The organism is Pedobacter sp. MC2016-24 (genome assembly GCF_015223055.1).
GTDB lineage: Bacteria > Bacteroidota > Bacteroidia > Sphingobacteriales > Sphingobacteriaceae > Pedobacter.
This window is the reverse complement of sequence record NZ_JADFBX010000008.1, coordinates 159530-183429: the sequence shown is the minus strand read 5'-3', so window position 1 is coordinate 183429 and position 23900 is coordinate 159530. Positions and strand designations below refer to the sequence as shown.

22 protein-coding genes and 1 tRNA gene are annotated in these 23900 nt (G+C 40.3%); 17 read left to right on the top strand and 6 right to left on the bottom strand.

The features are described 5' to 3' along the window. Positions 1 to 4: 4 nt before the first annotated feature. Both IM797_RS18635 and IM797_RS18630 read left to right on the top strand, forming a co-directional pair. Positions 5 to 2326, top strand: a complete 2322-nt coding sequence (locus IM797_RS18635) for a patatin-like phospholipase family protein (protein ID WP_370583096.1) — start codon at positions 5 to 7, stop codon at positions 2324 to 2326. Positions 2327 to 2394: 68 nt separating this feature from the next. After that, positions 2395 to 2925 (top strand): hypothetical protein, encoded by a 531-nt coding sequence (locus IM797_RS18630; protein ID WP_194128681.1) that lies wholly within the window; start codon positions 2395 to 2397, stop codon positions 2923 to 2925. A gap of 4 nt (positions 2926 to 2929) precedes the next feature. Here the strand turns inward: IM797_RS18630 and IM797_RS18625 are convergent, their stop codons facing one another. Next, positions 2930 to 5332 (bottom strand): BamA/TamA family outer membrane protein, encoded by a 2403-nt coding sequence (locus tag IM797_RS18625; RefSeq protein WP_194128680.1) that lies wholly within the window; start codon positions 5330 to 5332, stop codon positions 2930 to 2932. Here IM797_RS18625 and IM797_RS18620 point away from each other — a divergent pair. From IM797_RS18620 to IM797_RS18610, 3 genes are all read left to right on the top strand, one after another. Continuing rightward, positions 5323 to 6072, top strand: coding sequence for an RNA methyltransferase (locus IM797_RS18620; RefSeq protein WP_194128679.1), 750 nt, complete (start codon positions 5323 to 5325; stop codon positions 6070 to 6072). The two genes, IM797_RS18625 and IM797_RS18620, sit on opposite strands and share 10 nt — an antisense overlap. A 46-nt stretch (positions 6073 to 6118) precedes the next feature. Continuing rightward, positions 6119 to 6192: transfer RNA gene (locus IM797_RS18615), tRNA-Cys, on the top strand. Positions 6193 to 6227: 35 nt separating this feature from the next. Next, positions 6228 to 6404: a spore protein gene (locus IM797_RS18610; protein ID WP_194128678.1), complete on the top strand. Its 177-nt coding sequence runs from the start codon at positions 6228 to 6230 to the stop codon at positions 6402 to 6404. A 17-nt stretch (positions 6405 to 6421) separates the two neighbouring features. On the opposite strand, the gene IM797_RS18605 is transcribed toward IM797_RS18610, so the two are convergent. Beyond that, positions 6422 to 7159 carry a DUF2071 domain-containing protein gene (locus IM797_RS18605; RefSeq protein WP_194128677.1) on the bottom strand — a complete coding sequence of 246 codons (738 nt, stop codon included), beginning with the start codon at positions 7157 to 7159 and terminating at the stop codon, positions 6422 to 6424. A gap of 144 nt (positions 7160 to 7303) precedes the next feature. On the opposite strand from IM797_RS18605, the gene IM797_RS18600 reads away from it, so the two are divergent. Both IM797_RS18600 and IM797_RS18595 read left to right on the top strand, forming a co-directional pair. Beyond that, positions 7304 to 8509 carry an MFS transporter gene (locus IM797_RS18600; RefSeq protein WP_370583097.1) on the top strand — a complete coding sequence of 402 codons (1206 nt, stop codon included), beginning with the start codon at positions 7304 to 7306 and terminating at the stop codon, positions 8507 to 8509. Further along, a complete protein-coding gene (locus IM797_RS18595; RefSeq protein WP_194128675.1) occupies positions 8506 to 9090 on the top strand; it encodes a murein L,D-transpeptidase catalytic domain-containing protein in 585 nt (194 codons plus the stop codon). The genes IM797_RS18600 and IM797_RS18595 overlap by 4 nt, the downstream gene beginning before the upstream one ends. Before the next feature lies 1 nt (position 9091). On the opposite strand, the gene IM797_RS18590 is transcribed toward IM797_RS18595, so the two are convergent. Then, entirely contained in the window at positions 9092 to 10120 is a 1029-nt protein-coding gene (locus IM797_RS18590; RefSeq protein WP_194128674.1) for a quinone-dependent dihydroorotate dehydrogenase, read from the bottom strand. A 156-nt stretch (positions 10121 to 10276) separates the two neighbouring features. Here IM797_RS18590 and IM797_RS18585 point away from each other — a divergent pair, with 156 nt between their 5' ends. After that, positions 10277 to 12190: an ABC-F family ATP-binding cassette domain-containing protein gene (locus IM797_RS18585; RefSeq protein WP_194128673.1), complete on the top strand. Its 1914-nt coding sequence runs from the start codon at positions 10277 to 10279 to the stop codon at positions 12188 to 12190. Positions 12191 to 12228: 38 nt separating this feature from the next. After that, complete coding sequence (locus IM797_RS18580) at positions 12229 to 13455, top strand: type IX secretion system plug protein domain-containing protein (protein WP_228098948.1); 1227 nt, start codon at positions 12229 to 12231, stop codon at positions 13453 to 13455. Here IM797_RS18580 and IM797_RS18575 read toward each other — a convergent pair. Further along, positions 13444 to 14931 (bottom strand): alpha-amylase, encoded by a 1488-nt coding sequence (locus IM797_RS18575; RefSeq protein ID WP_194128671.1) that lies wholly within the window; start codon positions 14929 to 14931, stop codon positions 13444 to 13446. The genes IM797_RS18580 and IM797_RS18575 overlap by 12 nt on opposite strands. A gap of 51 nt (positions 14932 to 14982) precedes the next feature. Here IM797_RS18575 and IM797_RS18570 point away from each other — a divergent pair, with 51 nt between their 5' ends. The 3 genes from IM797_RS18570 (at position 14983) to IM797_RS18560 (ending at position 18213) form a co-directional block, all read left to right on the top strand. Further along, the gene (locus tag IM797_RS18570; RefSeq protein WP_194128670.1) at positions 14983 to 16356 is read left to right on the top strand and encodes a phosphatase PAP2 family protein; all 1374 of its coding nucleotides are present in this window, start codon (positions 14983 to 14985) and stop codon (positions 16354 to 16356) included. A 58-nt stretch (positions 16357 to 16414) separates the two neighbouring features. Continuing rightward, positions 16415 to 16936 carry an acyl-CoA thioesterase gene (locus IM797_RS18565; RefSeq protein ID WP_194128669.1) on the top strand — a complete coding sequence of 174 codons (522 nt, stop codon included), beginning with the start codon at positions 16415 to 16417 and terminating at the stop codon, positions 16934 to 16936. 71 nt (positions 16937 to 17007) lie between these two features. Further along, complete coding sequence (locus IM797_RS18560) at positions 17008 to 18213, top strand: sodium:proton antiporter (protein WP_194128668.1); 1206 nt, start codon at positions 17008 to 17010, stop codon at positions 18211 to 18213. A gap of 27 nt (positions 18214 to 18240) precedes the next feature. On the opposite strand, the gene IM797_RS18555 is transcribed toward IM797_RS18560, so the two are convergent. Next, positions 18241 to 18654 carry an EVE domain-containing protein gene (locus IM797_RS18555; protein ID WP_194128667.1) on the bottom strand — a complete coding sequence of 138 codons (414 nt, stop codon included), beginning with the start codon at positions 18652 to 18654 and terminating at the stop codon, positions 18241 to 18243. A 533-nt stretch (positions 18655 to 19187) separates the two neighbouring features. Further along, positions 19188 to 20309, bottom strand: coding sequence for a helix-turn-helix domain-containing protein (locus IM797_RS18550; protein ID WP_194128666.1), 1122 nt, complete (start codon positions 20307 to 20309; stop codon positions 19188 to 19190). Between the two features lie 186 nt (positions 20310 to 20495). On the opposite strand from IM797_RS18550, the gene IM797_RS18545 reads away from it, so the two are divergent. From IM797_RS18545 to IM797_RS18530, 5 genes are all read left to right on the top strand, one after another. Further along, positions 20496 to 20882: a hypothetical protein gene (locus tag IM797_RS18545; RefSeq protein ID WP_194128665.1), complete on the top strand. Its 387-nt coding sequence runs from the start codon at positions 20496 to 20498 to the stop codon at positions 20880 to 20882. 122 nt (positions 20883 to 21004) lie between these two features. Continuing rightward, positions 21005 to 21448, top strand: a complete 444-nt coding sequence (locus IM797_RS18540) for a GNAT family N-acetyltransferase (RefSeq protein WP_194128664.1) — start codon at positions 21005 to 21007, stop codon at positions 21446 to 21448. A gap of 236 nt (positions 21449 to 21684) precedes the next feature. Then, positions 21685 to 21810 (top strand): hypothetical protein, encoded by a 126-nt coding sequence (locus IM797_RS28540; RefSeq protein WP_255526917.1) that lies wholly within the window; start codon positions 21685 to 21687, stop codon positions 21808 to 21810. A gap of 16 nt (positions 21811 to 21826) precedes the next feature. Beyond that, entirely contained in the window at positions 21827 to 22789 is a 963-nt protein-coding gene (locus IM797_RS18535) for a hypothetical protein (protein ID WP_194128663.1), read from the top strand. Between the two features lie 257 nt (positions 22790 to 23046). Next, complete coding sequence (locus IM797_RS18530) at positions 23047 to 23862, top strand: hypothetical protein (RefSeq protein WP_194128662.1); 816 nt, start codon at positions 23047 to 23049, stop codon at positions 23860 to 23862. The last annotated feature ends 38 nt before the right edge of the window (positions 23863 to 23900 follow it).

The window sequence follows — 23900 nt, the reverse complement described above, 5'->3', positions numbered from 1 at the left end:
GGATGTGACTATTTCAAAATTCATACCGCTGTGCTTCCTCATTTTTTTAGCATTTCAACTGCATGCTCAAAAAGTTGGTCTCGTATTGAGTGGTGGTGGAGCAAAAGGATTGGCACATATTGGTGTTTTAAAGGCCCTGGAAGAAAACAACATCCCGATCAACTACATCACCGGTACTTCCATGGGTGGAATTGTTGGGGCCATGTATGCTGCAGGCTACTCGCCTACTCAAATGGAAAAAATTGCTTTGAGTACTGATTTTCAGGATTGGGTGAGCGGTCGTTTTAAAAGCGATTACAGCTTCTTTTTTCAGAAAAAGAGTGTCAACCCTTCCATCTTAACCGCAAAATTATCACTTGACACCAGCTTGCGCGTAAGCTTCCGTTCCAACCTGGTCAATGACATCCCCCTGAACTTTGCCTTACTGGAATTATTTTCGCAAGCTTCGGCCATTTCCAAAGATAACTTTGACAATCTTTTTGTCCCTTATCGCTGTATGGTGTCGGATGTGCTATCGCAAAAAAGCATCACTGTAAAAAAAGGAAGTTTAGCCGAAGCAGTCAGGGCAACCATGACCGTACCTTTGATTTACAGACCAATAAAACTTGATGGTAAGTATGTATTTGACGGCGGTCTATACAATAACTTTCCTGCCGACGTCATGAAAGAAGAGTTTCAACCAGACGTTATGATTGGTGTTAACGTATCTTCAAAAACATACAATGAATACCCCAAAAGCCAGGATGAGCGCTTAATGAACAGAATTATGGTGTTCATGTTCTTATCTAAATCAGACTCTACACTAATTGGCCCGAAAGGTGTTTACATCCAGCCTAAAGTAAGAGCATACAGCGTAACCAATTTTAATCCGGTAAAAGAACTCATCCAACAGGGGTATGATGCGGCTATGGCAGATATGGAACAGATCAAGCTCAAGATTGGAAGGAAAGAAAATCCGATGGCGCTGGCCATCCGCAGAAATGAATTTAACAACAAAAAACCAGACCTGGTATTCAGCAACATTACGGTAACCGGGGTAAATACACAGCAAAAGCGGTACATTGAGCGTCTATTTAAAAGTGATCAGGCAACTTTTAACCTGGCCGACATTAGGCAAGGCTATTACAAATTGGTTGCAGATGAAACCTTTGAAACCATTTATCCTAAAATATCCTATGACCCGGTTGCCGACATCTATAATTTTGACATCCAGATCCAACCGCGTAAAAGTCTTAAAATCGATTTTGGCGGTAACATCTCCACCCGACCGATCAGCAATGTGTTTTTAGGACTGCAATACAATTATTTGAACAGAAAGGCTTATACTTTTGGGGCAAGCCTCTATTCAGGCCGTTTCTACGAGTCGGTACAGCTTAGCGGACGTATAGATTACCCCTCAAGATTGCCCCTCTTTCTGGCAGCAGAAATGACTTACAACCACTTTGATTATTACAATACCAGTTCTATTTTTATCGAGAACCCTCATCCCATGTATATTGAACAGGGCGATCGCAAAATAGAGCTAAAAATAGGGCTGCCGTTAAACAGAAATGCAAAAATAACTTTGAGCAGCGCTTTTGTGAACAATACAGACCGATACAGCCCCAACAATACCTTTTCTGTAGGTGATATCCTGGATCGCACGGTGTTGAACGGCTCAATATCCAGCCTGGCCTTTGAACAAAATACCTTAAACCGAAAACAGTATGCAACTAATGGCAGGCATTTTCTGCTGAGTGGCAGTTATTTTGCTGGCAGGGAAAGTTATATGCCAGGCAACATCAGTTCCGCCAATAATGCAGCAGAAAGCAAGACAGAAGTGAATAAACAGTTCAGGCAATGGATTAACCTCAAAATGAGCGAAGAAAATTATCCCATACACATTCGTAAATATACCCTGGGGTATTTACTGGAAGCGGTCTATTCCAACCAGCCGTTATTCTCCAATTATTACTCCACCGTACTTGCTGCGCCGGCATTTTATCCTTTGCAGGATAGCCGCTCTTTATTTCTGGAAAACTTTAAAGCAACCAGTTACCTTGCCGGAGGCATCAAACACATCTACAACCTGAAACGGAATATGGACCTGAGGGTAGAAGCTTATACCTTTTTGCCTTACCGGGAATTTGAGCTGAGTGGCTTCCAGGGGGTAAAACATAAAACTTCATTTACTAAAATCCACTATGCAGCTACTGCAGGCCTCGTATACCATACACCGGTAGGGCCAATAAGCCTGAGTTATAATTTATACGATGATCCCGTAAAAAGAAACGGTGTTTTGCTACATTTGGGCTATCTTATTTACAACAAACGATCTTTAGAATGATCCAGCATAAGTTCACATACAAAAAAACAAATGATGGGCACGCCACACTTAAAAACACCATTTTTACAATGAAAACGACATATACCCTGTTCCTGTTATTGCTGATCAGCCTTGCTGGCTTTGCTCAAAAAGCCGACATCAATAATTTTATTGTAAAAGAAAGTCTGCTAAAAAATAGCAAACTGGCAATTATCGCTGCCGATTCATTGAACAATCCCCTGGAAAAAATTAACGGGACCTATACATTTACAGTCAGTGGATTTACGCAACCGGTTAGTTTCCATGACGGAGTAGCGATATTACCAATGCAATTGGAACGGTCAGCCTTTGTATACATTAAACACCAGAATGATTCGGGTACACACAGCAAATTGCTTTACGTATACAAAAAAGACGGCACCCTGAACCCTTATGCCATAAACAGCATGTGGCTGATTCTTTTTCCGGCCTTAATTGTTTTCTTCGCTTTTGCGTTTAGAAAGTTTATCCTCTATGCTGTGATTATTCTGGTCATATTTATTTATTTCAACCACAGCAATGGCTTGAGCATTCCAACATTTTTCGAAACGATTTTTGATGGTTTAAAACGCATGTTCTAATTCCTTAGAAAGGCATACCAATACCAAAATTGTATTGAACAAAACGATAGTTATCCGGTGAATTCCTGACGCTGTAGGCATCTTTAAATGCTTTACCTCCCGACAGGAATTTGCCAATAACCCATTGATCATCGCCTTCAAACTGGGGGTCCTTGATCTTTAAGCCAATATCAAACCGGAAGACAAAGTACTGCACATCATACCTGAACCCCATTCCAGTACCTATTGCAATCTGGCTGCCCAGCTTTTTAAAGTCGAATTTGGACTTCGGAATACCGGTCTGGGAAATGTTCCAGACATTACCCATGTCTAAAAAAACAGCGCCTTTTAACTTACCACCAATAAATTTGTTAACAAGTTTATAGCGGTATTCAAAATTAGCTTCGGCATGCATTTCACCCAATTGATCCAAACCAAAAGCCGCTTTACGTTGGGCCGTAGTTTTCAATGTATCTGCCCGATTGTAATTTCCTGGCCCCAGTGTTCTGGCCTGCCAGGCCCGGACACCACTAGACCCACCTGCGTAGAACAGTTTTTCAAAAGGAATATCGGTTGAATTTCCATATGCATAACCGATACCCGTATTTAGTCGCGCTACGAATTGTTTATCGCCACCCAGATTTTTATACCATCGCACATCGAATTCCGGTCGGATATATTGCAGATACTGGACCCCAAGTAAGGTACCGTAGTCCTTATTTTTAGCATCGTGCTTCACACCAAAAATCCTGGAAGCTAAATTGATGGTATTACCTGCGACATCCAGATTACCCCGAAAATAAACGAAACTGCTATTGGTCAATAGTTTATCAGCATTCAGTGAATAGGTATATTTACTACCTATGGTAATGGTTCTCCGATCCAGCAGCAGTAAATTGTATACATTTAAAGCCAGTAGCGAATAGTACTGACTGGTGGTATCATTCCGGTCAAACAACAATCTGCCGAAACGGTATTCAAGATTTAAGGGGGTCAGGGAATGAAGTTTAGACTTGGTTTCTACAAATTCATACGTGAAAGAAGACAAGATGACCTGACGTTGGAAAACACCTTTTTGCAGTGCATATACGTAACTTGTAGAAAAAACTGTATGCGGCATCCCCCCTTTTCCCGTCACATATTTTGAGAAAACCGGCGCCATCAAACGCGGAACAGATAAACTGGCACTAAGTGAAAAATCCCGTTGATAAATTTCTTTAAAAATAGATGTACCCTGACCAATACGTGACTGAAGTCCGCCTTTAACCTGAAAATCAAATCGTTCTGCACCTCTGAAGAAATTATTATTGCTATAGGTATTGCTTAAGTTAAAACCCACCGTTCCGGCATTGAATGGCACCTCACCCTCAATCCGGTTACTCATTATTTTTTGCGGAGTAAGCTGGATCACGGGGTTCACTGTATTTGAGCTATCCTTTCCCTTATTATATTCGATTTTCACGTTTTTGAACACATTGAGTTCATACAAACGATCATAGGTTATATTTTCATTTCTGACATCATACTGTTCGCCCTCACGTAAAAAGTTATATCTGGTAATCGGGTTTCTCCTGAATTTTTTAGACAAATCGGTAAACCTTACACCACGAAATATCCTGGGGTTCATTGGAAACTCAGTACCCGGAAAGCCATCTGCATTTGGTGCAATGATGATATTGGTTTCTCCGATATGGTACTTCTTATGCTCGGGCTTGTCCATCGGGTTATCAATAAACAGGGTTACGTTGGCCTTACTTTTATTCAAGTTAGAGTCTACCGCAAACTTGATGTATGGACGGGCAAAATCATAATATCCATTTTGTCGGATCACCTGGTAAATCTGGTCGCGTTCATAAGCCAGCGAATCGTCGTCATACCGCATCCCGGCTTTTAAATGCGTAAATTCTGATTTGTTTTTTAAATAAATCGCTTTCAGGGCGCTATCCGGAATATCATATTTTACGTCGTTGATGGCGAAAGCAGGGCCTGTATTTGCAGTAAAGACCACAGCAGCACGTTTGTCTTTAACCTCGATCTCAGCTTTCACTTTAGCCTTAAAATACCCCTTGCTTGCCAGGTATTTTTCGATCTGGCTTCTAGAAATTTCTACCAGGGTACTATCCAGAATAGGTGGTGGAGTGCCTAAAGGCCGGATGTTATCGGTTTTGTATTTCCCATCCTTGGTATTAAACATGTTGTAGATAATTACGTTGATACCAATTTTTGCTGTGGGCCTGATGTCTTTTTGCACATAATTGTAAGCTTCCTCCTCAAATTCCTTCTTAATGCTATCAATTTTAACTTTCTTAACGATTGATTGATAGTCTGCTATATACTGTGTTGATGAACATGCTGTAACAAAAACAATAATAAATAGTAATATTGCATAGAACTGGACATGCTTTTTATAATTAGAATATGCTTTCAAAATCTCAGATAGGTTTTATAAAATCGTTACATCAAAAAAAGTACCGCAAAGAAAGTGGGATTTTCATCATTGAAGGGATAAAATCTATTGTAGAATTTATCCAGTCAAACTACCAGATTCACAGCATATATTACTTGCCACAATATCGGTCTTTACTGCCAACTTTACCCGCAAATATAAATTTATTTGAAGTAAACAACGCTGAACTGGACAAGATTAGTACATTACAGGCTCCACAAGGCATATTGGCCCTGGTTAGAATCCCAGAGGCCTCAGTATTTAGTCCTGAAAAATTAAAAGATACTTTTACCTTGGTACTGGATGGTGTACAAGATCCAGGCAACCTGGGAACCATTATCCGCACTGCCGATTGGTTTGGCTTTAAACAAATCCTTTGTTCTTTAAATACCGTTGAAGCCTATAACCCCAAAACCGTACAGGCGACTATGGGTTCGCTCAGCAGAATCCAGATTTGGTACGAAGATTTGCCATTGGCCTTAAAAACAAGTCCGGTTCCCTTATTTGGCGCAGTACTCAATGGACATAGTGTCTATAAAACCAATTGGGGCAACGAGGGTCTGGTCATTTTAGGCAACGAAGGACAGGGAATCAGCACTGAAGTTTTAAAATTAATTACGCAGCCGGTAACCATTCCACGCATTGGAGGCGCTGAGTCATTGAACGTTGCGGTATCCGCGGCAATATTATGCGCAGACATTAGCAGAAATTTGCAAAAATAAATTGCATACTAAGTTATTATTGCTATTTTTGCAACCTGAATTTCAAGGTCGAGTGGCCGAGTGGCTAGGCAGAGGTCTGCAAAACCTCCTACAGCGGTTCGAATCCGCTCTCGACCTCCAGATTTTTTTAAATTAAAAACATAAAGTACCAAATCATGGCAGTTACCAGATTAAAGAGAAAAGACAGAAGAAATAAAACTTTCGCAAAATTAGATGTGAAAAACTTAAAACTTGCTACTAACATCGAGTTAGGAAGCCGTTCTAAGCAATCTACTAAAGATCAATTGGCAAAAAACAACGCTGTTCTTGCTCAATTGACTGCAAAAGGATAATCTTCTTTTAAAAGAAATTAAAAGCACTCCTGATTCAGGGGTGCTTTTTTTATATCTGCCAGGCTATTCCATTCATGTTCCATATTGGTCATCAATAACGCATTGTCAAATTGTACGGAACCTTTGGGAAATACTGCTTCATCTTCAAAAAAAGAAGAACTGACCATGCTCACGGTTAAAGGACTTACTTGCCAGTTGTAAACATCAAGCTCCAGTCCCTCATACTTATCCCCATTCGGAGAATAACCAATTGATCCATTTTTCATAAATGCTGAAGCATTTTCCAGACTTTCAAAAATAGAATCGGAGGCAAAAGATTCACTTTCCCTGGCATCAATGGAAATAAAGGTTTGATCAGAACTGACAAAACCAATATGATAATGATCTTCATTTTCCTGAACGTCAAACTTAGCCAGATCATGCTTTCCCGGAAATAGTCTTCCACCTACCAGATGGTTAAACTTCAAAGAAGTATCTCTTCTAGGTACATAAACTCCTTCTTTTCGTTCCCCATTTTCCAACCATTCAACGGCGATCCGATGGGCACCATTCTCAGATGAAATACCCATACAATCCGGCATACCTTTTGGCTTTACATCCTTAAGCCTGATCAGACAAATTCCAACTATAGCTTTGCCTTTGTACAACTTGGGCGTAAACTGCGCTGGTAAAACTTTGCGTACATCATCCGGATCCGCTGTAAAATTGATCAGAATACGTCGTTCTATATATCCGTGTATTACAGGAAGTTTCATAAGGAGCAAATTAGCCATTTATTCAGCAACCTTCATATCATATTTCTGATACATAACTGAAATTTAACTTATTTTAATAATAAGTTGTTTCTTCGGAGATTTGTGTGTCTAAATAAAATTAAGATGAACACAATCACAACACCTATAAAAACTTCAGCCTCAGAGACTGCAAGCATTTCAACCAGGAAAGGTCTTCCCGCTGCATTATGGGCGCTAACAATCAGCGCCTTTGCCATAGGAACAACAGAATTTGTCATCGTGGGTTTATTGCAAACCGTAGCCAAAGACCTTCAGATTTCTATTCCTTCAGCAGGCTTATTGGTCAGCCTTTACGCCATTGGAGTTGCCATTGGCGCCCCGATACTGACAGCACTAACCAGTAAAGTACCGAGAAAAAAATTATTAATTTCATTAATGGCACTATTTATCATTGGAAATGGATTGGCATCGATAGCCCCTGGCTTTATTACATTGGTGATGTCCAGAATTGTTACCGGCTTTGCCCATGGCGTTTTCTTTTCCATTGGCGCTACGATAGCGGCCTCCCTGGTTCCCGCAGAAAAAAGAGGCTCTGCCATTGCCATCATGTTTGCAGGGCTCACGGTAGCCATTGTAACAGGTGTTCCACTGGGGACTTATATCGGTCAGCAATTTGGATGGAGAGCCACCTTTATTGGTGTTGCTTTACTGGGCGCAATTGGAATGATTGCAGCGTTAATCCTGGTTCCGAATCACTTAAAAAATGAACAACCCGCCTCGCTGAAAATGCAGTTGAAAGTGATTACCAACCCGCGGCTCCTACTTGCTTTCTTAATGACAGCCTTAGGTTATGGTGGAACATTTGTTGCCTTCACCTATTTGTCACCAATTCTACAACAAATTACAGGCCTGTCAGAATCAACGGTAAGCATCATCTTACTTTTATATGGAGTTGCAATTGCAATTGGCAATATTGTCGGCGGAAAAGTTTCCAATAAAAATCCGCTAAAAGCACTGCTTTGGATATTCGTATTACAGACTGTGGTATTGCTCATCTTTACCTTCACTGTACACCATGTCATTCCAGGTATGATTACGCTATTTGTAATGGGTGCCTTGTCCTTTGCCAATGTTCCCGGCTTACAATTGTTTGTTGTACAAACTGCAGAAAAACATTTGCCCGGAACAGAAGATGTAGCCTCTGCATTTAACATTGCATCTTTTAACATTGGCATTGCTATTGGTGCGTATGCAGGTGGACTGATTGTCGCATCACCACTTGGCTTACAAGCAACGCCCTGGGTAGGCGCGATATTTGTTTCAATTGCAATTGTTGTAACTTTGATCAGCATAAAATTAAACCGAAAATGAAAGGCATAACGCGCTCAATTCTATTTTGCATGTTCCTGAGCTTTGGGCTACAGGCCAAAGCAACAGACACGAATCCGGATCTGATGGCTGCCAAAGCTTTGCAATACAGCAAAACCCACAAAATGAATACCTCCTACTGCATTTTAGTAGACATGAGTATACACTCAGGCAAAAACCGGCTGTTCGTTTATAATTTTAAAAAGAAAAAAGTTATCATTAAAGGACTCTGCGCCCATGGTTCCGGCGGAGGCAGCGGCCCCTTAAGCCCCGTTTACAGCAATGAAATCGGGAGCAATTGCACTTCCCTGGGAAAATACAAACTGGGCAGCAGGGCATACAGCAAATGGGGCATACACGTTCATTATAAAATGCATGGTCTGGAGAAAACCAATAACAATGCCTTTAAAAGAATCGTGGTATTACATTCCTACACACCCGTACCTGCTTTCCAGACCTATCCTTTGCCCTTATTTGGCGTCAGCTCAGGTTGCCCGGTTATCGCCAATGCAACCATGCGTAAAATAGATAAACTGTTAAAAACCGGGCAAAAAAATATGTTGTTGTGGATTTATGAAAGCTAAATTAAACCAGTGCTTTACAAATTCTTTTAATGATACCCGGGCCTTCATAAATAAAACCAGTGTACAACTGAACCAGCGAAGCACCCGCCTCCAGCTTATCCTTAGCATCCTGAGGGGAATGAATACCACCTACCCCAATAATCGGGAAAGCTTTGTTCGACTTTTGTGATAAGTACCGTACTACCTCTGTTGAACGTATGGTTAAAGGTTTGCCACTCAGACCACCTGTTTCATTAGCTACCTGTTCTGGTGTATGCAGACCACTGCGGTCAATTGTAGTATTGGTTGCAATAACACCCGCAATACCCGTTTCTAACACGATCTCCACGATGTCATCCAACTGTTCATTGGTTAAATCTGGTGCTATTTTAAGTAAAATAGGTCGCGATATGTCATTTTTACGATTGCGTTGCTGTAGGGTATTCAACAAGTTCATCAATGGCTCTTTTTCCTGCAACTCCCTCAATCCGGGTGTATTTGGAGAACTCACGTTCACTACAAAATAATCCACCACATCAAATAAACGGTCGAAGCATTTGATATAATCGCTTACCGCATCCTCATTTGGTGTGTTTTTATTTTTACCGATATTTCCACCGATGACAATCTCTGTGTTTTTCGCCCTTAAAAGTCTCAAACGCTCAGCCAGTGTATCCACCCCCTTGTTGTTAAAGCCCATCCTGTTGATGATGGCAGCATCCTCTTCCAAACGAAACATCCGTGGCTTGTCATTTCCAGGCTGAGGCAGTGGCGTAACGGTACCTACTTCTATAAAACCAAAGCCCAGATTGCTCAACGCCTCAATATATTCGCCATTTTTATCAAATCCGGCAGCCAGACCTACAGGGTTTTTGAATTTAATTCCAAAAACATCCCGTTCAAGTCCCTTGATATTGACATCAAAGCTACTCCGTAAAATGGTTTGCCCAAGTGGAAAGTGGTCATGAAACCATTTTAGCCGTTTTACTACGAAATAGTGTACTTTTTCCGGATCAAACTGGAAAAACAAAGGTTTAATAAGCTGATACATGCAACGAAGATAGGAACGTTTTTATGGAACACAAAGTCTGGCAGTTCAATTTTAACATACTTTTATCAGGTCTGACAAAAAAACCATGTAAATATACACCTGGCTTCCTTTATTTCGACCATAAATTACCAGCAAAAATCGTATTTTTGCAGCCACATGATTTCGATAAACGACTTAACATTCCTGCTGGGCTCTAGAGCATTATACGACGAGGCAAACTGGCACATTAAACCTGGTGACAGAGTGGGCCTTATTGGTGCCAATGGAACAGGAAAATCTACTTTACTAAAAATAATTGTTGGCGAATACGCACCTTCTTCAGGATCAATTTCAATGTCCAAAGACTTGAAAATCGGTTACCTGAACCAGGATTTACTTTCTTACGATTCACATCATAGTATTTTACACGTTGCAATGGAGGCTTTTGAACGCCAAAACCAATTGCACGATGAGATTGAAGCATTATTAAAAAAAATAGAAACAGATTATTCTGAAGAGGTTTTAAATAAACTGAGCGATAAACAGCAGGAATTTGAAGCTTTAGACGGTTACAGCATAGAATATCGGGCCAATGAGATTCTGGCAGGTCTGGGTTTCAGTTCAGCAGATCAATTGCGCCCCTTAAACACTTTCTCTGGAGGTTGGCGTATGCGGGTAATGCTGGCTAAAATCTTATTGCAGACACCAGATATCCTGCTGCTGGATGAGCCCACCAACCACATGGATTTACCTTCCATCAAATGGCTGGAAACTTATTTATTAAGCTTTGAAGGTGCTATCGTAATTGTTTCACACGATAGGTACTTCCTGGATAAAGTGGTGAACAAAATTGTAGAATCCCGCAAAGGAAAACTGACGCCTTATGCAGGTAATTATACCTTCTACCAGGAAGAAAAAGCCCTGCGTGGCGAAATTCAAAAGGGTGAGTTTAAAAATCAACAGGCTAAAATTAAACAGGAAGAACGTTTAATTGAACGTTTTAAAGCCAAAGCTTCCAAAGCAAAAATGGCACAGTCGAGGATGAAAGCCCTGGATAAAATGGAACGTGTAGAAGATGTTGATGACGATAACCCTACAGTAAACTTCCAGTTTAAATTCTCTAAACCATCGGGCCGTCACGTAATCCGTGTTGAAGAAGCCAATAAAAGCTATCCAAATGTAGAGATCCTGAGAAATGCCGAAGGTCTGATTGAAAAAGGCGATAAAATTGCTCTGATCGGTGCCAATGGTAAAGGTAAATCGACTCTACTAAGGATTATTGCCGGTGCAGAAGGATTTGATGGTAAATGCGAAACCGGTCACAATGTAACCACCACGTTCTTTGCACAGCACCAGTTGGAATCTTTACACCTGGACAATACAATATTGGAAGAACTACAGGCTTTTGCACCTAAACATACGGATACCGAACTCAGGGGCATTTTAGGTTGCTTCCTGTTTACAGGAGATGATGTTTTCAAAAAGATCCGTGTACTTTCAGGAGGAGAAAAATCAAGGGTAGCTTTAGCCAAATCTTTGACCACAGACTCCAACTTCCTGATTCTGGATGAGCCTACCAATCACCTGGACATCCAATCGGTAAACATTCTGATTCAGGCCTTAACGCAGTACGAAGGTACATTTATCGCGGTATCTCACGATAGGTATTTCCTGGATAATGTGGCCAATAAAATCTGGTTTATTGAAGATATGGATATTAAAGAATATCCTGGAACTTATGCTGAATACGAAGAGTGGAACGCCAAAAGGCCGCAACCAGTTGCAACCAGCATCCCTGTGAAACAGGAAAAAGAGGTTAAACCCAAAGTCGTTGAAAAAACCACACCAAACAGCCAGCAGCAACTTAAAAAGCTGAACGAGCAGTTGCGGAAAACTGAAGAGGAAATTGCCGCTTTTGAACAAAGTGTGAAAAGCATAGAAAGTAAAATAGCGGATGAAACTGTGTATTCAAATGCACATAAATTGGCTGAAGCCAATAAAGAATACGCATCAGCTAAATTCTTATTGGATACTGCACAAAAAAGCTGGGAGGATGTTGCATCTCAGATCATGGAGCTAGAAGATAAATGATAAAACGGATAGGATTGTTCTTATTGCTTTTAACAAGCATGAAAATTACAAATGCGCAAAATCAGCCATTTGTATATGATAACCAGGTGTATCTGCCCCAAATCAAAACGGTTCAGTGTTACAATGCCAATAAAGAACAATCCCTTCCGGTAATCGCCTTAAAGTCAAATGAGCAGTTACGTTTCTCATTTGACGATTTGAACGGTGGCAGTAAAATTTACTGGTATACCATTGAGCATTGTACCTTTGACTGGAAACCTTCCAGGATTTCAACCATAGATTACCTGGAAAGCTTGTCTGAAGACCGTATCAACGATTACAAATACTCTTTTGGAACACTGCAAAAGTATACCCATTATGAACTGACCTTACCCAACACACAGATAAGGCCTAAAATATCGGGTAACTATTTGTTAAGGGTCTATGAGGACGGCAATAAAGACAAAGCGGTAATCTCCCAACGTTTTTACGTAGTAGACAACCAGGTTGATGTAGGTATTGAGGTTACTGCAAGTACCCAGGTACCACTTCGTTTTACCAATCAAAAAGTCAATTTCACAATTTTCAATAAAATGCCTATCCAAAATCCCTACACCGATTTCAAGGCTGTAGTGATGCAAAATGGCATTCCTCAAACGGCAATTGTCAATACCAAACCTACCTTTATCCGGCCAGGATCATTGGTTTATAATGAACTCACTGCAAATGATTTTAAGGCAGGTAATGAATTCAGAAAATTTGACATCCGCAGCTTGCGCTTTAAAGGCGAAAACGTCCAGGAAATACTGAAGGACAGTACCATTGAAGTGATTCTGTTTCAAGACATCAATGGCAACAAACCGAAGTACACCAACCTGGTAGACGAGAATGGAAATTTCTTTATCCGCAATCAGGAAGGTCGGGATGACCGCACAGATGGAGATTACGCACACATTTCCTTTACTCTAAATGCTGTACCTCCTACAGCCAAAGGCGATGTATATGTGGTTGGCCGATTCAACAATTATATCCTGGACGAATCCAGTAAATTAACTTTTGAAGCCAGCAGGAAAAGGTTTTACGGAACCCAGTTTTTAAAGCAGGGACTGTACGACTATAAATACGTGTGGTTAGACAAAGAAACGCAAACAGTAGATCAGGCCATTTTTGAAGGTTCCTTTTTTGAAACCGCCAATACTTACCAGGTTTTTGCCTATTACAAAAGACCCGGGTCGAGATGGGAAGAACTGATCGGATACAGCAATGTCAATACCTTAAGAAAGTAAGGTCCAGACCGACACACTTCCTGCATTGCAATAGAATTCTGCACTACCTTTTTCATCAAGGGTAATCTCTTCTGTTCTGCCGCCAATCACATCTTTCATTTGCCGGCCAGCATTAGCTTCGCCCATTTCCATCACCTTCACTCCCGCTTCTCCATTACTCATCAATACGGCAATACCGGATGCAGCTTTTTCTTCAATTCCCGCTCTAGTCCAGCCCACGCAATTGGCATGATCAAAATAATCGCGTTGCTCGCCATAAGCCAGGTTTTTCCGGATTCCAATCATTTCCGCCAGCATCGGTAAACCAATCAATTCTACTTCAACTTCCTCATCAGCTTCATTCTTATCCTTATATTTAGCACCATATAAATCGGGGTAAAAAACGCAGGGAATCCCTTGTTCGCGAAGCAAAATCAAAGCATAGGCCAACGGCCTGAACCAGAATTCAACATAAGACTCCAGCGATTGTAAAGGTTGGGAATCATGATTATCAACAAAGGTAACCGACAATAAAGGATGGGACTGAACCAGGGTATCGTTAAAAATTTGGCTCAGGTCATACTCATTTCCCTGTGTTGACGCCAGGTATAAATTCTGGTGCAGCATGGAATCAAACAATTGCATCCTTCCTTCGGTAATTTCCAGATAGCGTTGCAATTCGGTCACATCTTCAATGTTCCAGTTCTCGGCTACAATAAAAAACCGGTTGTCAAACCGCTCTTGCATGTGATCCAGCCACTCATTTAAAAAACTGGTCGAAATGTGTTTTACTGCGTCCAGGCGAAATCCCTGCATACCACACGTTTCATAATACCATTCTCCCCAATTTTTCATCTCCTGGCGAACCTCGGGATTTCTAAACTCGATATCATTGAACATGAGGTAATCATAATTACCAAGTTCACCAGAAGGAACATCCTCCCAGCCATCTCCATAATCATTTTGGATAGAATAAATGCTTGTTTCTTCCAAATCATGCGCCCAGTCTATGCCACTGAAACAATTGTGGTCCCAAACAAACTGAGAATACTTCCCACCCCGCCCCTTAAAAGTAAAGCGGGTCCAGGCTTCAATTTCAAAAACATCAGAAGTAAACTCCAGACGATTGTCGGGATTTACAGCCCTTACCTGAACCTTTTCCAATTCATCACCGCCTGCCTTGTGGTTAAAAACCACATCTGCAATAACCGCAATGCCCTTCCCTTGTAAAACCTTAATGGCTTCCTGGTAGGCTGTTTTGCTTCCATACTTGGTTTCGACAGTGCCTTTCTGATCAAATTCTCCCAGGTCAAACAAATCATAGGGATCATAACCTACCGATGTGCCGCCTGAGTTAGATTTATAAGCCGGGGGAAGCCAAACTCCCGTGATGCCAGTTTCTTTTAAAAATTGGGCATCATTTGCAGCTTTAACCCACAATTTCTCGTCTTCATTAAAATACCAGTGAAAATATTGTAACAGCGTCTGATTATCCATGTCTAACAAAACACAAAGAAACTTTATTTGTTTAAATGAAACCTGCAATTTATGAGAAAATTCTATTGGACGTTGATGATCATTTGTTTAGGTCATATCTCTTTGAAGGCACAATATGCGGATACTACATACAAGTCACAGCCTGTAAACAAGTTCTGGAAAAGTAAGTTTACGGAGAAAGCTGCAGTACCGGCCGTTTTATTTGCTGCCACTGCACTTACCTGGCCACATAAAAAAGAAATCAGGGAATTACGCAACCAGTATATTCCCACTTTCAGGTATCACTTTGACGACTATTTACAGTATGCACCAGGCGTTACAGTACTTGCATTGAACGCGGCCGGAGTAAAAGGAAAACACAAACCAAAACGTATGCTGGTCTCCTATGCTTTTTCTATGGCCATTATGGGTGCACTGGTCAATGGCATCAAAACCACCAGCGCTGTAGAACGCCCTGATGCCAGTTCTAAAAATTCTTTCCCATCGGGACATACTGCCATGGCATTTACAAACGCCACAGTATTACACAAGGAATACGGAGAATACCGCCATCCGCTTTACAGTGTAGCCGGCTATACCGCAGCAACGGTGACAGCCCTTGGCCGGGGACTAAACAACAGGCACTGGATTACCGACGTACTAACAGGTGCTGGTATCGGTATCGTTTCTACCGAATTGGGTTACCTCCTGGCCGATCAGATTTTCAAAAACAGGGGTATGAATGCACCATTGAGAAACAACCCGATCCCCATCAACAACAAACCAAGTTTTGTGGAATTACACCTGGGATATGCCCTGGCGACCAGTAAAGACCTCTCTTTCCTCAACTCAGACGACCTGTATGTGAAAAGGGGCTTCAACTTTGGCGCGGAAGGTGCCTGGTTCATCACCAAAAACGTTGGGCTTGGTGGTGAGTTTGCCTTCACTAGTTTTCCAGTGGGATCTGACCGGGTGGTGCTCGACCCTGACCTGAAAGAAATCAGCGAGGACCTGTATACGCAGCCCATAGGAATCAGATATCTGAATGTTGGCCCGTATTTTAGCCTTCCCTTACCCAACAACTGGTTTATTACGGCCAAGCTAAATGCCGGAGTATCTTATGGCAGCTCAGGGAATGTTGTACTTGACCTGACACCGAAAGCGCAACAAGAATTGGGACGTCCGGAGTTACCAATTCTGAAATACAAACCCCAAGCATCAAATAGTTGGACTGTAGGTGTTGGTATACAAAAAAGGATAGGGCGTAATACAGCCATTAAAGCTTATACAAATTACTTCAATTCGAGTCATGAGTTTGACGTTGATGGCTTACAGGAAATTGGTGATGATGGCAAATTAATCTATGAGCATATTCCCGAAGGACTTTCCAGGTTAAAATTCAATCACCTGACTTTTGGGCTGGGGCTTACCGCATTTATCTGGTAAGCACTGATTTATCCGCACATGAAGCAGGTATGTGCAATTTTACTTACTTTTGCGAAGTATGAGCATTAAGATAAAAAGCCCGAAAGATTCCTTCACCATCATGAATGAACTGGTATTACCAAATGATACCAACACCCTTAACAATTTAATGGGTGGCCGGTTATTGCACTGGATGGACATTGCAGCAGCCATTTCTGCTCAAAAACACTGTAACCGTATTGTGGTTACTGCTTCAGTAGACAATGTTTCCTTTAAGCAACCCATTAAACTGGGTGATGTGATTACCATTGAAGCCAAGGTAACCCGTGCCTTTAACACTTCTGTTGAAGTTCGGCTGGATGTATGGGCAGAAAATATTCCTTCCGGTGCCCGGGCCAAATCAAATGAAGCATATTATACTTTTGTAGCGGTAGATCAAAGCGGAAGAACCATTCCTGTACCTGAACTGGTGCCGGAAACAGAGGAAGAAAAAGAACTGTTTGCAGGTGCCTTAAGAAGAAGACAACTACGCCTGATCCTTAGCGGAAAAATGCAGCCGAATGATGCTAAAGAACTAAAAGCCTTATTTTTTCCAGAATAATTGCTACTTTGAGCATTTATTAACGCACATATGTGGATGAAATATATGTGCAACGCTAATAACGAGAGCATATGACCACATACACGACACTCATTATTTTAAGCGGACTGGTGATATTTTCCTATCTGTTTGACCTGGTGGCCAGCAAGACCAAACTACCTTCTGTGCTACTCTTGTTGCTGCTGGGTATCGGCTTGCATTTACTGGTAGACAAGCTGCAGCTCCATACTTTTAACTTCCTAACGATTTTGCCTACCTTAGGTACTGTTGGATTGATTTTAATCGTATTTGAAGGCTCTCTGGAACTCAAATACGAGCGGGAGAAGAATAAATTAATAAAGGGGGCTTTCCTATCAGCCCTATTTATTCTCGCAGTAACCGTATCGGTCATCACCTTTATCATTTATCAGATCAGCGGCCGGGAATTGTACATCTGTTTTTCCAATGCCATCCCTTTCAGTGTCATCAGCTCGGCAATAGCCATTCCTTCAGCAGCTGCGCTTCACAAAAAGGGAAAAGAGTTCATCATTTACGAGTCATCCTTTTCCGACATTTTAGGGATCATCCTTTTCAATTTTGCCATCACCAACCCGCACATTTCCATCTCGTCTTTTACCGTATTGGGTTTAAATACCGTGTTAATCATCATTGTATCTGCAGTGTCCTGTATACTTTTATTGTACTTGATGGGTAAGATTTCTCACCACATTAAGTTCTTCCTGATCCTGTCGATCCTGATTATGGTTTATGCCATTGGGCAGTCTTACCACTTATCTTCTTTGATTTTAATTCTTTCTTTTGGCTTATTTTTGAACAATGCGGATACCATTAAACACGCCTGGTTCAGGAGCGTTTTCATTTACAAAAACCTGTCCAACGATTTAACCCAACTGTACCAACTTTCGGCTGAAAGTGCCTTTATCATCAGGACCTTCTTCTTTGTAATCTTCGGATTTACCATGAACATTTATGAACTCAACGACCAGGTGGTTGTAGGCAATGGCTTAATCATATTGGCTTCCATTTTCTTCATCAGATTTGTATACCTGAAGTTATTCCGTAAGGAGAACAGTGGCGCAGAAAGTTTCATTGCGCCCAGAGGATTGATCAGTATCCTGCTTTATTTTAACCTACCACCGGCATTGAAAATTCCGGAAGTAGGTACTTCGTTTTTATTTGTTGTGGTACTTGGATCGAGTCTGATCATGAGTGTAGGTCTGCTGCTTACTAAAAAATACGTAGGCGCAGAACCCTATTCAGGAAGAAAAGATGGCTGATCAGATCACCTATCGGGTTGATGATGGCTAACTGCCCATTTCTAAAATCTTATCAAATTCAGTTGCTTTTAAAGGCATGACCGACAAACGGCCTTGTCTGATCAGGGAAATATCTTTCAAACTTTCCTCAGCTTTGATCTGCTCCAAACTTACCGGATTTTTTAACGATTCGACAGGTGATAAATCTACCACAACCCAGTTTGCATCATCCGTGGTTGGATCCTGATAAAATTCTTTTACAACTTTAGCAATACCAACTACATTTTTGCCTTCATTGCTATGGTAAAAAAGCACCAGATCCCCTTCCTTCATTGCCTTGAGGTTATTACGGGCCTGATAATTCCGAACGCCATCCCAAAAAGTTCTTCCATCTTCGTTAAACTTGTCCCAACTGTATTTAAAAGGCTCCGACTTAACTAACCAATACTGTGTCTGTATCATATTTAAAAGGTGTTTTTCGTGTATTTGCTGACAAAACCGTTGACAACAATGTAATTTTTATTTCTAATTTTTAATTCAGTAAAATAACTGCTTATGAAAAAAAGACTGAGAAGAAGTCAGAAAATGTTTTCATAAAAGCGTGAAATGGTACTGAATTTAATGTGTCTATCCCTGCAAAAATAACAAACTCCAACAAACCATTCATTTATTTTTATTGGCCAAACAATAGTAAAGTCGGAAAATGGAGCGGGCAGGAAAAGGAGGTATCGGTGGGATGAAAACAACTCCAGCCAAAATCAAGAAGAACGCACCACTTGCAATCGAAGCAATTATTCAAATGCTAAGCAAAGGTTGGGATCCATTTACAATCAATTTTTGTAAACATGGGCGTCATCGTTGATCTCAATGCAATGTCATCCATATCAAAATGCTATGAACAGTGAATGAAGAGATGTCCCACCTGCTCAAAAAACCAATCGTGGATGCAAATACCAAGAAACATTAAAAATAAAAACTCCAAAACGAAATACTTACTAAACCGACTCTGCTTGCTTCCTGATCCTGTATTCACTAGGCAAAACATTCATTACAGTTTTAAATGAACGGTTAAAAGTAACCATGGAACTAAAACCCGAATGTTCGGCAATATTTTTTAAGAGCGCGCCAGGATCTGCATCTATCAACCTGCAGGCATGCGCTACCCTAAGCGTGTTGATATACTGATGATAATTTTGCTTCATTTGCACATTGAGTACCTGAGTCACATAATGTTTAGGAATATGTAAGACCTCAGCCAGAAGCTTTAATGAAAGATCAGGATCTAAATATGCCTGTTGACCGCTCATAAGCGAAACAATCTTCTGCTCGTATTGCTCCAGCTCCGCATGAGTGATTGCAGATTTTGAATAAGGTTCTGAATCTATCGCCACGTGCGCGCGCTCATCAGAGCGCCTCCTGTACCTGTAATGGTAGGTAAATATCAGCAAACAGGCCAATAACATAATGCTGTAAACCATCGTACTCAAGGCATCTGGTCCCGTTATGGTTGCATACAACTGTTTTTTGTGCAAATTAAAGAACATTACGATGACGCCCATGCACATGAGTAACATCAAGGCACAAAGCAAAAATATCTTAGTAGATTTTTTTATTTCATTGCGGAAAAATTTATTGGCAATTAAGATGGTGTATAAGAGGAATGATCCCGCCGCTACGGTTCTCAACATGGGCCTGTATACACGATCTAAGTCTCTACCCCAAAAGCTGCCCGCAACTAAAATCACAAATAAAATCCATACAAGCACAGGTACAACCATATGAGCAAAGATGTATTTTCTAGCAATCTGGTTCTTTCTTTGACCAACAATAAAAAGATAAATCAGCGGACCATAAACCAGGATAAAAGGCGCCAGGCGGTTCAAATGCTTAAGCTCTGGAAACCAGATTCTGTAGGCAAGAACATAAGCTATGTGTATACCGATGTAACAATTTATTACAGCAACAATACAATGATCCAATACCGATAATTTTAGTTCTAACAATTTAACTGCATTGTAAATAGCAAGAAAAAGGCTAATGGATAGGATGAAAATCATACGGCGCTGTGCTGAAATCACAAATGTAATTACTTTTTGCAATTCCGATACTAGTGACAAGTTTATATGAAAGATTAAGTAAGTAAATACATACAGAAGTTACCCAAAAAGATGATTCTTGATAGAGATACATCCTTTTCACCAGATAAAGTTTAATAAAATATGCTTTGATTTTAATCCTTTGGAATAATTTTATTTATAATTTAACAATTCTAATCCTATTTGTTTATGATCAATCAAAAGTTCATGGCTTTAGCTTTTTTCATTTCAATATTTTTCAGCTGCAACAATAAACAACCCTTTGTTCCAGATTACGAAATTGGTGAAGGAATCATTATAGGTATGGAAAAATGTAAAACTGATCCATCCCAAAATGCCTGGCTAATTCATATTCCGGGACCTAATCCGTTCAACAAAACATATGGAGACGATATTACTTTTAATGGCACTGCTTATAAGAATGTAGTAAAAACGCTCTCGCTGCCTGATTCTGCTAAAGTTCCGGGCAAGAAATATTCCTTCGAATTTTATATTGACGAAAATTCTTCTGATGCGCAGTGTAATGTTGTAAACCCAACTGTTTTAAATATCGCAAAAATAAGAATCAAAAACCTGAACAGAACTTCCAATTAATTTGCCTGTCAAATAGAATGTTAAACTAAACAGCATTTTAATATTAAACTTATTGATCCCGGGGGCAAGATAATCCGCTTACCCTATATAACATTTACCTTTATAACATTAATTATACGGCTATGCACATCATCAAATATACTCAGGATTTAAAAGAACATTGCATTGAAATCTTTAAAAGTAACATGCCAAAGTTTTTTGATCCTCAAGAATTGCAGATTTTCGAACATTTTTTGATTGATGGTATTGACGAATATTATTATGTGGTATTTGAGGATCAAGAGCTGCTGGCATGCGGAGGAATATTTCTTGATCATAAAACAGATCAAGCTGGCCTGTCCTGGGGGATGGTTCATTCGAAATACCATGGAAGAGGAATAGGCAAGTATTTTACTGAATATAGATTACAACTGTTAAAAAAGATATACCCTGAGAAAACGTATTCTATAGAAACCTCGCAGCATACTGCGGGATTCTATGAAAAGATGGGATTCATCACGGAGCATGTTTTTACTGACGGTTTTGGGAAAGGTATTGACAAATACTTAATGGAAATGAAACCCTAAAGCATCAAGTCATTATGTAAAAAAATACAAAACATTCGACTACAATGAGCTTCTCCACAATAAAAGCCTGACCGGGCCAAGCTTTTATTCCCAAAACAATTGTCATTATTAGCTGTTTTTGTTTTCGGTCACCTTGCACGGATCTGCCGAGCCAAAACCTTTAAATTCTGCATTGCTTTACGAATGTGTCAGTTGTGCAATCAGAAATAACCTTAATGATAGATTGAATGCTGCATATGAATATTGCTACAACAAAAGCGCTTTACAGCACACTTACTGCTGCTAGATTTGGCGCAGTGCATTCTTTAGTTGCAAACGACAGTGAAGGAAACATGGCCAAAACCATAGAGTTGAACAGTTAAAAAAAAATAATTTCCTATGAAATTTAAAGAAATACGCCTAACAGCATCCATTTTGCTACTCTGCCTGACAGCCTGCAACCAAAATCCCGCTGGCAGAAATGAGCCGCTGGCAGAAAAAGAAAATGTCGCGCGCAAGTCAATGGCAGCTGAAGCCAAGACCCCAGAAGCACCATTTACAGAAGGTAAAATCGACTTAAAAATCACTACACCCGGTTCAGCTTTAGGAGAACTACTCCAAAAGGTAGACCCTGCAAAGGGCAACATCTCCGCGCAGATGAAAAAACTGGCAGAGCAACTTTCCGCACAAGAGCGGGCAATGCTGGAAGCGCAATCCAAAAAAGCCGGAATGATGAACCTGGCCTTCCTGATGTTGCCGCTGAAATCGGTAATCTACATCAATGGGAACCAGGCCACGGCCAAGTTTGATGCCTTAACATTCCATGGCGAGAATACAGTAAACGATGCAAAAAAAGAAGGCATGATATACGTCAAATCCCAAAACAGCAGTAAAGCCATGACAATCAGCTATACAGGGGACAGCTTCAACGAAATGTCGCAGAACGAACTTAAGGCAGCAGACTACAACATAAAAAATACAGGTGAAACCAGCACCGTTGCCGGGTATACATGCAGCAAAAGTGTGTACACCTTAAAAAAGGCTGCTCCGGCAAATAACACCCCGGGAGCCATTCCTGCCGCATCCATTTATCAGCTTGAAGTTTGGACTTCAACAGAAATGCCAAAGTCGGTAAACTTTCTTCACCCGCTATATATCAAAGAAGACGCAGGTATTATGAAAATTACGATGCAGTATGAAAAAGAAAGCCCGCTTAAATTCCTATACGAATTTACAAAAGTTGAAAAAAGAGCAGTAAGCGCTAAAGAAATGCAAATTCAGAAGACAGCAAAAATCCACGACTTTGGAAAAGAAAAGATGACTGTGGGCATGCAGATGATGGGTATAGTGTTCGGGATGTGATACGGGATTTAAAAGCGTAAACCTAAAAAACACCAGAGATTGAAAGATGTTAAAAAACCAATATTCCCAACTTAAGATCAAATACTACAACAATTGCCCACCTATTTCTTTTGAAAAGGACTTTCCTTCGTATTCGGACTTGGTAGACCTTTATTCGAAGCACGGATATATTCCCAGTTCACAAAAAGTAAGTAATTGCATGCTGGATGACACCGCAGCATTGAGTTTATTTTCCTGATTTAACCTTTATCTCCATAATGAAAACAACTACAAAAATTCTTGTTTTACTGATACTTACTGGTATTTTTAACGCAAAAGCCCAACAGATAAAATTCCCTGAAAGCTTCAAACTAAGCTTATCCGTAATACCTGGTTACAGGGTAATTAAAGATGCTGATGCTACAAAAGGACAAAGTACTGAAAATGTTAAACAAACCGATAGCCTTTACATACAACGTTTTGAAAGTGCAGACAAAAGGAATACTGTTGAGGTTTATGTTTATCAGCTTAAATCAGAAGAGATGTTTACTGATAAAGGGTTTATAGAACGGTTGCAATTAATGCAAGGTTATTTGCAGACGTTTAAAATGGGTGCTTTCGGATTTTTGAAAGTTAAAAACTATCTCATTCAAGTTCAAAGTATAAATCCTAAAACGACCAACAAAAGCGCTGGAAAGATAGAATTAGATAAGCTAAGCAATTATTATAAGAAAAAAATAGGTGCAGTTACCTTTAAAATCCCAGCGATACAAAGTGCTAATATGACATCAGAAAGCACAAATAGCGCTACAAAAAGTCCAGATTATACCAGTTTAAGACGTTGGGTGGCAAACAATTTTGGTTCAGCTTTTTATAAACAATATATTCACGAGGGTTCGGGTAGAATTACACTGATATTGAATATTGATGAACAAGGTAAAACGACAGTTAAAGAAATTAAAGGTACAAAGAACGAAAAATTGATAAAAGCCATAAAAGAAAGAATTGAAAAAATGCCCGTGTGGACTAAAGATGAAGCCACTTATTCATCTACATTAAGTTTGCCATTAGAATTTAGAGATATTGAGCAATAACAATATTTTTAGCACGCTATCCCCACCTCTTGATCTAC